Origin of the sequence: Priestia aryabhattai B8W22, from assembly GCF_000956595.1 — a bacterium.
GTDB lineage: Bacteria > Bacillota > Bacilli > Bacillales > Bacillaceae_H > Priestia > Priestia aryabhattai.
The window spans coordinates 121,991-134,504 of record NZ_JYOO01000005.1 but is presented as its reverse complement, the minus strand read 5'-3'; the positions used below and the strand labels follow the sequence as shown (position 1 = coordinate 134,504).

Here is a 12,514-nt window from a genome sequence, read left to right as displayed (position 1 = left end):
CATGTAAGGGATTATGAAGTAAAGTTCACATTCGTAAAGAAAATAGAGTGAAAAAGGAGAAGTGACATATGAAAGACAAAAAACATCCGCAGCATGTATATGAATATGATTTTGAAGGAGAAAAAGAGACATCAAGACAGCTAATGGATTCTTATTCAAGCGGCGTCATTGGCGATGCTATGGCTTCTATAGTCGAAAATCCAGAAGCACAGAGTGATAGCGAACTATATGAATAACTACATGCATATACTGTATATAGTCTAAGAAAAGCAGGATTATGCTGAGCTCTATCGAAAGGTAACGTCATAGTAAATCCGGTTTTCTAAAGGATTTGGTATGGCGTTCTTTTTTCAGTGAATCACTGATATAAGAAAAGAGGGATAAAGGTGAAAATTGGAGTGCCGAAAGAAGTAAAAAACAATGAAAATCGCGTGGCTATTACTCCAGCTGGTGTTACAGCTTTAGTTAACGGTGGGCATGATGTATACATTGAAACACAGGCAGGAGAAGGCTCTGGATTTCATGATGAAGATTACACAAATGCAGGAGCTTCTATTGTAAATACGGCAAAAGAAGCATGGGATGCTGAAATGGTTATGAAAGTAAAAGAACCGATTTCAGAAGAATACGGATATTTTCGTGAAGGACTTATTTTGTTTACGTATTTACATTTGGCCGCTGAAGAAGCATTAACGAAAGCATTGATTGATAAAAAGGTGGTAGGCATCGCTTATGAAACTGTACAGCTTCCAAACAAAAGCTTACCTTTGTTAACGCCGATGAGCGAAGTTGCAGGAAGAATGTCTTCTCAGATTGGAGCTCAATTTTTAGAAAAAACAAAAGGTGGCAAAGGGATTTTATTAAGTGGAGTTCCAGGCGTGCAAAGGGGGAAAGTAACAATTATTGGAGGAGGAGTAGCAGGGACCAACGCTGCTAAAATTGCGGTCGGATTAGGGGCTGATGTCACAATAATTGATTTAAACGCCGATCGCCTTCGCCAGCTTGATGATTTATTTGGTAAAGAAGTGACGACATTAATGTCAAATCACTACAATATTGCACAATCCGTAAAAGAGTCAGATTTAGTGATAGGAGCGGTTCTCATACCCGGAGCTAAAGCGCCAAAGCTTGTCACCGAGGAAATGGTTCAAACGATGTCAAAAGGGTCAGTTGTGGTTGATATTGCTATTGATCAAGGCGGGATTTTTGAAACAACTGATCGCATTACCACTCACGATAACCCGACTTATTCGAAGCATGAGGTCTTGCATTATGCTGTTGCTAATATGCCGGGAGCTGTTCCCCGCACGTCGACTTTAGCACTGACCAACGTAACGGTGCCCTATGCTCTGCAAATAGCAAGTCAAGGATATAAAAAAGCGTGCTTAAAAAACCCTTCCCTTCTTCAAGGAATCAACACCCTAAACGGGTTTGTCACTTACGCAGCTGTGGCAGATGCGCACGGTCTAACTTACGCTGATGCAACAACTTTATTAGAGCAAGCATAATAAGGCATGTTTTTACGCAGTTTGTGATATGATAGCCGCGTATTCACTTGTTTTGTAACCAAAACAGACGGGTAGAATATAGAAAAGGTTAGTGTAAAAGGAGAGAATAAATGATGCACGTTTCTTATCATGGACATTCTATTGTTAAAATTGAAACAAAAGGAAAAACAATTTTAATTGACCCGTTTATCACTGGAAATGAATTAACAGATTTAAATGCTGAAGAGGTAAAAGCAGATGTGATTTTACTGACTCATGGCCATAATGATCATGTAGGCGACACGGTTGAAATTGCTAAGCGCAGCGGTGCACTTGTTGTGGCAGTAGCAGAATTAGCTACATATCTTAGCTGGCAAGGCTTAAACGTACATCCAATGAGCATAGGCGGAGCCTATACATTTGATTTTGGCACGGTGAAATTAACACAAGCTTTCCACGGTTCAAGTTATACAGAAAATAATGAGAAAATTATTTATACAGGAATGCCGGCTGGTTTGCTTTTAACAATTGAAGGAAAGACGATTTATCATGCTGGAGATACGGCTTTATTTTCTGATTTGAAATTAATTGGTCGTCATAAGCCCGACTTAGCGTTTCTACCAATTGGAGATAACTTTACAATGGGACCTGAAGATGCGGCCATCGCAGCGGAATGGGTGCAGGCAAAGCTTGTTGTGCCAATTCACTACAATACATTTCCTGTCATTAAGCAAGATCCTCATCAATTTGTTGAGTCTTTATCCGGTATTGAAGGAAAAGTGTTGAAAGCTGGAGAAGGATTGGATCTTTAATCATAAATAGAGGCTGGAACAAAACGATTTCAGTTAAAGTTAAAAAAGAACGAGTAATCGATAATATCGATCGCTCGTTCTTTTTTTTGTTATGGTGAACGCAGGTTTCATATATGTAGCGACTTCTAGCTGTTGACTGGAGGGCAAGACGAAGACTCCTTCGGGAAAAGCGGAATAAGTGAGACCCCGCAGGAGTGCAAGCGGCGAGGAGGCTCACCGGCCGCCCGCGGAAAGCGAAGTCTTGCACGGAAATCAACTGCGGCGTCACAAGCGGTTCAGTTCATATCTCACATTTATTCGTCTTTAGATTGAAACGATGCAGTTATGTCTTAATCTCTTTTTATTTGCAAAGAAACGTTCTGCTTTTTTTACTTCCCTGCATACGATAGTAATAATAAGGAGGGAGAGCTATGGAAAAAAATCGAGTTATTTTATCGCTTTTACTATGCGGAGTGATGCTTTACTATGCAATGCCGCACTTAGTGTTAACAACTTCGAGTTTACAAGGGATTTTTAGTATAAGCTGGCTTATCTTTGCCCTTTTTGCAGCCGGAGGAAATTTGTCGTCACTACTTTATGCACCGCGCCGTAAAAAGGCAGGTATTCAAAAAAATAGTACGAGAAAGCCTTTGCGTCAAAGAGGTTAGATTGAATCCATTTCACTTCCCCCGTATAATAAAAGAAAAGACATATGAAACGTAAAAACGTTTTAGAAGGGTGAAGTACACGTGGCGACAAAACATGAGCAAATTTTACAGTATATTGATTCGCTTCCAATTGGTGAAAAAATTTCAGTGCGCCAAATTGCCAAAGAACTGACTGTCAGTGAAGGCACGGCGTACCGAGCAATAAAAGACGCGGAAAATAAAGGATATGTTTCAACGATTGAACGAGTAGGGACTATTCGAATTGAACGAAAGAAGAAAGAAAACATTGAAAAGCTCACGTTTGCTGAAGTAGTAAACATCGTAGATGGACAAGTGCTGGGCGGACGTGAAGGCTTGCATAAAACGTTAAATAAGTTTGTTATTGGAGCGATGAAGCTTGATGCTATGATGAGATATACGGAGGCTGGAAACCTTCTTATCGTAGGGAATCGAGTAAACGCTCATGAATTAGCTCTTGAAGCAGGAGCAGCCGTGTTAATTACGGGCGGCTTTGATACGGAAGAATGGGTTAAGAAGCTTGCAGATGATCTTAAGCTTCCTATTATTTCAACGAGCTATGATACGTTTACAGTTGCAACGATGATTAATCGGGCTATTTATGATCAGCTGATAAAAAAAGAAATTGTGCTTGTCGAGGATATTTTAACACCCGTCTCTGAAGCGGTTAGCTTGCAGTTAACCGATACAATTGAAAAATGGCACGAATGCAACGATCAAACTCACCACAGTCGTTTTCCTGTAGTAGATCAGCATATGAAAGTTCATGGTATGGTCACCTCAAAAGATGTTATTGGATATGATCTTTCCACTGCGATTGAAAAAGTTATGACAAAAAATCCGATGACCGTTCACGGGAAAACTTCGGTCGCTTCTTCTGCTCATATGATGGTATGGGAAGGGATTGAAGTGCTGCCTGTAGTGGACGATTACCACCGACTAGAAGGCATTATCAGCCGTCAAGATGTCTTAAAAGCGCTGCAAATGATTCAGCGCCAACCACAGGTAGGAGAAACCATTGATGACATTGTAACGAATCAGTTTATGGACGTACAAGAGACCAAAGAAGCACCGGTCTATCGCTGTGAAGTAACGCCACAAATGACGAATTATATGGGAACTATTTCATACGGAGTTTTTACTACTATTGTGACGGAAGCTGCCAATCGTGTTCTTCGCTTATATAAAAAAGGTGATTTGGTTATTGAAAACATTACCGTTTATTTTATTAAACCGGTTCAAATTGAAAGTGTGATTGAAATTCGCCCTAAGCTGCTAGAACTTGGTCGGAAGTTTGCTAAATTAGATGTAGAAGTCTACAACGCCGGAGTTGTAGTAGGAAAAGCAATGATGATGGCTCAGTTATTAGACAGAGTATAAAAAAGAAGCTGCTTTGCAGCTTCTTTTACATTTGATCTGCTTCTTTTATTGCATAAGGCTGATAGTGCTTATAAGCTTTGACACCTGCTATTATGCTGCCTGAACCGAATAATACAAATAATATGCCGATAATAAGCGAAAGGTTTGTTTCGTAAATAAACCATTGATTGATCCCAAAAAATAATACAAAAGAGCCAAGACAAATACTCGACTTAGCGGAAATCCACTTTCGTTCCATTGGGCGTTTCGAACGTACGTATTTTACCTTTAAATACATGTAGAAAACAAAGGACACAACGATTAAAATCATAAAAAATGGCACAGACGCCCCTCCAGTCCGGTGTATTTCTATCCGTAATGTTTCTAGATGCTAGTAATGCGTAGTGTTGAAAGTGTTTACAGTAGTATCTATTATTTTACAGGTCGATGACAGAAAATTCTACTATTGATTGATTCTTCTTTTAAAAAAGAGAAGAGATATGATTTAATAAATAATATGAATACAGCGCTGTGGAAATGTAAGTCCATGTGGTACGTACATAAAACAAGAACAGTATTGACAGGAGAGAGAAAATGAAAGCACAAATATTAGAAGCTATTAAGCAGTTTGACACCATCATTATTCATCGGCACATTCGTCCAGATCCAGATGCATACGGATCTCAGTGCGGATTAGCAGAATTGTTAAAAACATCTTTTCCAGAGAAGAAGGTATACGTAACGGGAGAAGAAGCGGAGTCGTTAAAATTTTTATACCGTATGGATGATATCGCCAATGACACCTATGAAGATGCGCTTGTTATCGTTTGTGATACGGCTAATGAAGCGCGAGTATCAGATCAGCGCTACGTAAATGGAAAAATGATCATTAAAATTGATCACCATCCGAATCAAACTCCTTACGGGGATTTACTTTGGGTTGAGACGTCTGCTTCTTCAACAAGTGAAATGATTTATGAGTTTTACTTGGAAGGAAAAGAAAAGGGATTAGCTCTTAATGATGAAGGAGCAAAGTTAATTTTCACTGGTATCGTCGGTGATACAGGCCGATTTTTATTTCCAAATACAAAGCCAAAAACGTTTTGCTATGCAAGTGAATTGATTCAATATGGTTTCAATTTTAAAGATGTATATGATCAGTTATACAAAACAAAAGAAAATGTCGCTCATTTACATGGATATGTGCTGCAAAACTTCACGATGTCTCAGGCGGGAGTTGCCCACATGAAAATTCCGAATGAAATTCTTCGAAAATATGATGTGACACCTGCTGATGCCTCTCAGCTAGTCGGTTCGTTAGGACAAATTGATGGAGTAAAAACGTGGGTGTTTTTTGTGGAGGAAGAAAATCAGATTCGTGTCCGCCTGCGTTCAAAAGAGCTTGTGATTAATACAATTGCCAGAAAATACAACGGAGGAGGCCATCCTCTTGCGTCCGGCGCTTCCATTTACTCATGGGAAGAAGTAGAGCCTTTGCTGCGTGACTTAGAAGAGCTCTGCAGTCAGGAGTAATCTGTAAAATAAGCCGTTGATTTTACATCAGCGGCTTTTTATAATACCTTTTCCATCTTTTTAATTCGAATTTCAATTGAAAGCGTTGTATAAAAATAAATTTGATGAACTTCAACTTCATAAATCGTTTTATCAAATTCGTACTTTTTATTTTCAATTGCTTTTTTTAAGATATCCCTGCTTCGATACGCACTTTCAATATCTTGGGCAATTAAGTGCTGCGCTTCTTCATCAACGCTTTTTTGAATATTGTATTCAACGACAGAATTGACTTTATAACGATGACCGTTTACTAATTTTACTTTTACATTTTGAATAATTAAATGCTGCTTCATTTCCTTGTTTAATGCTTTTACATCTTCTTGCCATGCGCTAATTTGCAAATTTGCTTTTTTTAGCTTATCATTAGCAATTCGAATCTCCTCTAGCTCTCTATCTCTTGAAACGCCGTAAATCGTTAAAAACACTCCCCAGCTGACAATTGCTCCAATGACAATACCGGCAAAAAAACGCTGCCAGTCGGAGCGCTTGAACATTCGCTCACTGGGTACCCTCATACAAAGTGCTCCTGCGTTAACCACTTGATGATCAGAGCCCCGGTCTGAGCTCCTCCCATAGCGGATAGAATTAAAAGAATTTGTTTGAATACATCTTTTGTCGCTCCTTCAAAGAGTCCTCGCTCAAAGCTGTAAAACGTATCAAATGTTCCTCCGATGGCTCCGACAATGGCCCAGATTTTTAGACTATTGCTGAGGGTATGCATGACGTACAGGGGAGATTTTCCAATTAAAAATCCCGCAAATGCTCCGATTAATGAACCACCTAAAATAATGCCTAATGAAGTAAAGTAGCTCCAAATAAAAAGAGACATAAAAGGCTCTTTTGCCATGATGCGTCCTCCTTTGCTATTTTATTGATAACTCATGCTTCCTACATATATATGGACAAACGTTCAGAGTTATGTAATTTGTCTACGTCCGCAACAAAATTTATAATGAGAATAAAGAATTAAAGAAAGGTGGGAAGTCCTGTGCCTTTTGTTCACTTACAGCTTCAAAGTTCTTATAGCTTACTAAGCAGTTCTGTTCGTATTCATGAACTTGTAGAAACAGCTAAAAGAATGAACTATGAAGCGATTGCTTTGACCGATGAAAATGTAATGTACGGAGTCATTCCTTTTTATAAAGCCTGCGTGAAAGCGGGGATTAAGCCGATTATTGGGCTCACACTATCAATTTTGGAACATGAAGAAAGCGAGCAAGCGTATCCTTTAGTTTTGCTAGCAGAAAATGATAAGGGCTATGAAAATCTATTAAAACTAAGCAGTTTAGTTCAAACAAAGGAAAAACACGGTGTAAAGAAAAAATGGCTCCAGCATTATAGCAGCGGGCTGATTGCTATTACACCTGGCGTAAGGGGAGAAGTAGAAACTCTGCTAGCAGAAAACAAGCTTCAAGATGCAAAGCGAGTGCTTCAATTCTTTAAAAAAGTATATTCTCAGTCTTTGTATATATCGATACAGCGCCACGGACAGGATGAAACTTTGATAAATCAGCAGTTAACGGAGCTTGCTGCTGAAGAAAATGTCCCGCTCGTAGCAACGAATCAAGTGAAATATTTAAAAAAAGAAGATCGGGACGCATATGATTGCTTAGCGGCTATTCGAGACGGAGAGAAGTTACATAGCGGTGAACAGGTGCAAGAAGAAAGCAGCGAGTACTATTTCAAATCACCTCATGAAATGGAAGTTCTCTTTCATGATCAGCATTTTTTAATAGAAGAAAGTATAAAAATCGCAAGACGATGCGAGCTTAAAATTTCTCTAGGCGTAATGTCCATTCCAAAATACCCTGTTCCTCCGTCAGTTACATCATCAACCTACTTGCGCACTCTTTGCGAAAAAGGACTGCAAGAAAGAGTTCAAGTAATCACGGAACAATATCAGAAACGCTTAGATTATGAGCTGAACATTATTGAAAGTATGCGCTTTAGCGATTACTTCCTTATCGTATGGGATTTTATGAATTATGCTCATGAACATGGTATTTTAACAGGTCCAGGCCGTGGCTCAGCGGCGGGCTCACTAGTTTCATACACCTTACGAATTACAAATGTTGATCCACTTCAGCATCAGCTTCTCTTTGAGCGCTTTTTAAATCCTGAACGTATTTCGATGCCTGATATTGATATCGATTTTCCTGATAATAAACGAGATCAAGTCATTCAGTATGTGGCTCAAAAATATGGAGCGCTGCATGTAGCTCAAATTATTACATTTGGAACATTAGCGGCTAAAGCAGCCGTACGCGATGTAGGAAGAGTGATGGGATTTGATCAAGAGGCGCTAAACAAAATGTCCAAAGCGATCCCAACTAAACCAGGTACAACGTTAAAAAGTGCTCTTCGTGATTCAAGAGTTCTTCAAGACTATTTATCTGAAAATGAAGCCCGAAAGCAATGGTATAACATTGCCATGAAGATAGAAGGACTGCCAAGGCATACTTCCACACACGCAGCAGGCGTTGTGATCAGTGAGAAGCCGCTGACGCAATCTATAGCTGTACAAGAAGGACATGATAATGTATATCTGACTCAATATCCAATGGAAGCTCTGCAAGACGTTGGGCTTTTGAAAATGGACTTTTTAGGTTTGCGCAACTTAACCATTTTAGATCACATTTTAAAGAAAATTGAGCGGGACATGAATCAAAAGCTGTCACTGTCTCACATTCCATTTAACGATGAGAAAACTTTTGAACTGCTGAGCAAAGGAGATACGACAGGGATTTTTCAGCTGGAGTCAGATGGAATGAGAAGAGTTCTTCAGCAATTAAAACCTACAGAGCTAGAAGATATTGTAGCAGTTAACGCGCTGTATAGACCCGGTCCGATGGAAAATATTCCAACCTATATTAAGCGCAAGCACGGAGTGGAGAGCGTCATATATGACCATCCTACGCTTCAAGACATTTTACAATCCACGCATGGCGTTATCGTGTATCAGGAGCAAATTATGCAGATTGCTTCAAAGATGGCTGGTTTTTCCCTTGGAGAAGCAGATTTATTGAGAAGAGCAGTTAGTAAAAAAGAACGAGCCGTGCTTGATCGTGAACGAGCACATTTTGTTCAAGGAAGCGAGAAGAAAGGATATGACCTATCCGTTGCTAATCGGGTCTATGACCTTATTGTGCGCTTTGCTGATTATGGCTTCAACCGGAGCCATGCCGTTGCTTACAGTATGGTGGCTTATCAGTTAGCTTATTTAAAAGCGCATTATCCTCTACAGTTCTTTTCAGCGTTGTTAACGAGCGTTATTGGAAACGAAGGGAAAATTGCTCAATATATTAATGAACTCAAAAGAAAAAAAATACAAGTTCTCCCACCTTCTATTAACAAGAGTATGTATTCGTTTAATGTAGAAGGTGAAAGAATAAGATATAGCCTTGCAGCGATTAAACATATTGGTGCGGCAGCTATGCAGGAAATAACAGAAGAGAGAAAGAAAAAAAGATTTGAAGACTTATTTGATTTTTGTGCACGTGTTTCACCAAAAGTCGTGAATAAAAAAGCGCTTGAAGCTATGATTTTGTCTGGAGGCTTTGATGAATTTGGAGAAAATCGAGCAACTTTATTAGCAACGATTGATGTAGCATTTGAACACGCAAGCTTGGTGCTCCCTGATGACGACTTTGGATTTGGAGCTGAATTTTCGTTAAAGCCTAAATATATGGAAAAAGAGGAACTGAAAATAGAAGATCGGCTTCAGTATGAAAAAGATATGCTAGGTTTTTATTTATCAAGCCACCCTGCTTCTCAGTATGAAGCACTAAATTCATTTTATTCTGTTGTTTCTCTTCACGATATGAAAGAATACGCTTCAGGAAAAGCGGTCTCTCTTTTAGTATTTGTGTTGGATATTCGCGTCATTCGCACGAAAAAAGGAGAGCAAATGGCCTTTTTGCGCATTACGGATGAAAGTGGAGAAGGAGAAGTTGTTGCGTTTCCCCGCGTATTTGAGCAAAATCGTCTTTTGTTTGAACAAGGGAAGGTTTTACTGATACAAGGAAAGATAGATGAAAGAAATGGACAGCAGCAAATTGTTTGTCAACGTGCTGAAGCTGCTAGCGAAGCGGTCCGAAAATTACCGTCAGAAGAATTGTACTTACGTATAGAAACAAAGCAAGGTACGGAAAAGCTGCTTCATACTATTTATCAGCATTTTCAGTCTCATAGAGGAGAAATTCCCGTGAAAATTTATTATGAGGCAGAACGTCAATTGGTCAAGCTTCCTGTTCACTATTCTGTTGAACGAAGCGATGAGTTGATAAAAACTTTAAAAGCAATGCTTGGAGAGAAGCACGTTGTGTTCAAGAAGATATAGTCTTTACAGATTTCATGTGATGTTATATGGTAAAATAGTTAAAAAAGTGGTCTGACCACCGTTTTTTTATAAAATATACGAATTAGATGCGTTTTTCTTGAAATGAAATGCAATTGGATTTATAACATCATATGAGTGTGGGAAAGAACATGGTTCAGGCGCAGTATTTGTTATCATTTTGTTTATTGGGAGTGAAATTCATTGTCTTTACGTGAAGAAGCATTGCATATGCACCGCATTAACAAAGGTAAACTAGAATCAAAGTCCAAAATTCCTGTTCGAAACGCAGAGGATTTAAGCCTTGCTTATTCCCCTGGTGTAGCAGAACCTTGCAAAGAAATATATGATGATGTAAACAATGTATATGAATATACGATGAAAGGAAATATGGTAGCTGTTGTATCTGATGGCACTGCCGTATTGGGCTTGGGCAATATAGGCCCTGAAGCTGCTCTGCCAGTAATGGAAGGGAAAGCTGTCCTTTTTAAAAGTTTTGCCGGCGTAGATGCATTCCCAATTTGTTTAAACACGACAGATGTGGACAAAATTATAGAAACTGTTAAATTGCTAGAACCTACTTTTGGAGGCGTTAATTTAGAAGATATTGCGGCTCCTAACTGTTTTGAAATTGAAGAGCGGTTGAAAAAGGAAACAAATATCCCGGTTTTTCATGATGATCAGCATGGGACGGCTATTGTTACGGTAGCGGGTCTTCTTAATGCCCTGAAGCTGACAGGAAGAAAAATGTCACAAATCAAAGTGGTAGCGAATGGAGCAGGAGCTGCTGGCATTGCTATTATTAAATTATTATACAGCTATGGAGTGCGCGATATTATTATGTGTGATTCCAAAGGAACGATTTATGACAAGCGTCCTCACGGCATGAACCGTATAAAAGATGAAGTTGCAGCCTATACAAATCGAAGCAAAGTAGAAGGTACGTTAGCCGATGCGTTAGAAGAAGCTGACGTATTTATTGGAGTTTCGGTTGAAGGAGCACTCACACCGGAAATGATTGGAAAGATGAATCCAGACCCAATCATTTTTGCAATGGCAAATCCAGTGCCTGAAATTATGCCAGAAGAAGCTAAGAAAGCTGGCGCGAAAGTAATCGGCACCGGACGTTCAGATTTTCCTAATCAAGTGAACAACGTCTTAGCGTTTCCGGGGATATTTCGAGGTGCACTAGATGTGCGTGCTACTCATATTAATGAAAAAATGAAAATGGCTGCAGTTGAGGCCATTGCTAATTTAATTACGGAAGAGGACTTGAATACAGACTATGTGATTCCAGGGCCATTTGATGCCCGAGTGGCTCCGGCAGTAGCTGCCGCTGTTGCAAAAGCAGCTATGGAAACAGGCGTTGCCCGAATAAAAGTAAAGCCAGAAGCCGTAGCTGAAAATACACGTCGTTTAGCGATTATTGAATAAGGTTACATCAACTGTTCTTTGACAGGCATGATGCTTCAAGCATGCCTGTTAAAGTAATGTAAAGTGAGTGGTAATAAACTTGAAGAATGAACGTTCAAAAGTATATGTAGAAATTCTAAAACAAATTCGCCAGCTAATGGAAGATGATCGTTTAACTACGGGTGATAAAATCCCGTCAGAACGAGAACTTTCTGAACGGTTAGGCGCAGGACGTTCTTCCGTTCGAGAAGCGCTCAGAGCGTTAGAGCTAATTGGGTTGATTGAAACCAGAAGAGGTGAAGGTACGTTTATTAAAGAAGTGGGAGATCATCAATTTATTGATTTATTAGCTACTTTTTTAATACAAGACGGTAAAACAAAATCAGACTTAATTCAGACGAGATATATTCTTGAAAAAAGCTGTTTGTTTTCTGTTTTAGCAGAACAGAACGAAATCAATGTTTCGAAAGCAATTCAAAAGCAGAATGACGAGTGTTTAAAGAACTTGTTTGACTATTTGTTTTCTTTGCAGCCTAATCGGCTATTGCACCGAATTTGGCTGATTATTTGCCGTTTTTCTCAAACCTTTCAACAAAACTCAGCGCCAAGCGACACTCTTATAAATGAATTAGTAGAGGCGCTAGTTAAAAAAGATGAAGCAGCTGTATTAAATCTTCACCATCAGTGCTACAAACAAGTGTGAAAGAAGGAATTTGTCGAAAGAGACATGCCATCTTTCTACACAAAATCAAACCGTCATCTAGTAAAGTAAATAGCAACTAATAAAGTGAAGCGAACAATTCATCCAATTTTTTCTTATCTGGCGCTTGTTTTTGCGTTTGAGACGGGCTTTCATAACTTTTAAAG

13 protein-coding genes are annotated in these 12,514 nt (G+C 39.2%); 10 read left to right on the top strand and 3 right to left on the bottom strand.

Annotated features, from left to right (window positions below):
* Nucleotides 1-68: 68 nt before the first annotated feature.
* The 6 genes from N178_RS26945 to N178_RS05845 all read left to right on the top strand — a co-directional run bounded on the left by N178_RS26945 (nucleotide 69) and on the right by N178_RS05845 (nucleotide 4,344).
* The gene (locus tag N178_RS26945) at nucleotides 69-236 is read left to right on the top strand and encodes a hypothetical protein (protein ID WP_169746659.1); all 168 of its coding nucleotides are present in this window, start codon (nucleotides 69-71) and stop codon (nucleotides 234-236) included.
* Between the two features lie 150 nt (nucleotides 237-386).
* Complete coding sequence (ald, locus tag N178_RS05860) at nucleotides 387-1,508, top strand: alanine dehydrogenase (RefSeq protein WP_013059462.1); 1,122 nt, start codon at nucleotides 387-389, stop codon at nucleotides 1,506-1,508.
* A 113-nt stretch (nucleotides 1,509-1,621) separates the two neighbouring features.
* Nucleotides 1,622-2,299, top strand: coding sequence for a metal-dependent hydrolase (locus tag N178_RS05855; RefSeq protein WP_045291287.1), 678 nt, complete (start codon nucleotides 1,622-1,624; stop codon nucleotides 2,297-2,299).
* Nucleotides 2,300-2,431: 132 nt separating this feature from the next.
* Entirely contained in the window at nucleotides 2,432-2,611 is a 180-nt protein-coding gene (locus N178_RS26690) for a hypothetical protein (protein WP_080890147.1), read from the top strand.
* Nucleotides 2,612-2,709: 98 nt separating this feature from the next.
* Nucleotides 2,710-2,946 carry a hypothetical protein gene (locus N178_RS05850; RefSeq protein ID WP_045291200.1) on the top strand — a complete coding sequence of 79 codons (237 nt, stop codon included), beginning with the start codon at nucleotides 2,710-2,712 and terminating at the stop codon, nucleotides 2,944-2,946.
* Nucleotides 2,947-3,027: 81 nt separating this feature from the next.
* Complete coding sequence (locus tag N178_RS05845; protein ID WP_045291199.1) at nucleotides 3,028-4,344, top strand: CBS domain-containing protein; 1,317 nt, start codon at nucleotides 3,028-3,030, stop codon at nucleotides 4,342-4,344.
* A 25-nt stretch (nucleotides 4,345-4,369) separates the two neighbouring features.
* Here N178_RS05845 and N178_RS05840 read toward each other — a convergent pair whose 3' ends face one another.
* Nucleotides 4,370-4,666, bottom strand: coding sequence for a YtpI family protein (locus N178_RS05840; protein ID WP_045291198.1), 297 nt, complete (start codon nucleotides 4,664-4,666; stop codon nucleotides 4,370-4,372).
* 251 nt (nucleotides 4,667-4,917) lie between these two features.
* Between N178_RS05840 and N178_RS05835 the strand changes: the two genes are divergently transcribed.
* Entirely contained in the window at nucleotides 4,918-5,856 is a 939-nt protein-coding gene (locus N178_RS05835) for a DHH family phosphoesterase (protein ID WP_045291196.1), read from the top strand.
* A gap of 38 nt (nucleotides 5,857-5,894) precedes the next feature.
* Here N178_RS05835 and ytrI read toward each other — a convergent pair whose 3' ends face one another.
* On the bottom strand, nucleotides 5,895-6,413 hold the full coding sequence (gene ytrI, locus N178_RS05830; RefSeq protein WP_045291194.1) for a sporulation membrane protein YtrI: 519 nt from the start codon (nucleotides 6,411-6,413) through the stop codon (nucleotides 5,895-5,897).
* The gene (gene ytrH, locus N178_RS05825) at nucleotides 6,410-6,745 is read right to left on the bottom strand and encodes a sporulation membrane protein YtrH (RefSeq protein WP_045291192.1); all 336 of its coding nucleotides are present in this window, start codon (nucleotides 6,743-6,745) and stop codon (nucleotides 6,410-6,412) included. The genes ytrI and ytrH overlap by 4 nt, the downstream gene beginning before the upstream one ends.
* A 141-nt stretch (nucleotides 6,746-6,886) precedes the next feature.
* On the opposite strand from ytrH, the gene dnaE reads away from it, so the two are divergent.
* The 3 genes from dnaE to N178_RS05810 all read left to right on the top strand — a co-directional run bounded on the left by dnaE (nucleotide 6,887) and on the right by N178_RS05810 (nucleotide 12,350).
* Nucleotides 6,887-10,237 (top strand): DNA polymerase III subunit alpha, encoded by a 3,351-nt coding sequence (gene dnaE / locus N178_RS05820; protein ID WP_045291190.1) that lies wholly within the window; start codon nucleotides 6,887-6,889, stop codon nucleotides 10,235-10,237.
* Nucleotides 10,238-10,438: 201 nt separating this feature from the next.
* Complete coding sequence (gene ystJ / locus N178_RS05815; protein WP_013059453.1) at nucleotides 10,439-11,668, top strand: NADP-dependent malic enzyme; 1,230 nt, start codon at nucleotides 10,439-10,441, stop codon at nucleotides 11,666-11,668.
* Nucleotides 11,669-11,747: 79 nt separating this feature from the next.
* Nucleotides 11,748-12,350, top strand: a complete 603-nt coding sequence (locus tag N178_RS05810) for a FadR/GntR family transcriptional regulator (protein ID WP_045291188.1) — start codon at nucleotides 11,748-11,750, stop codon at nucleotides 12,348-12,350.
* Nucleotides 12,351-12,514 lie beyond the last annotated feature (164 nt).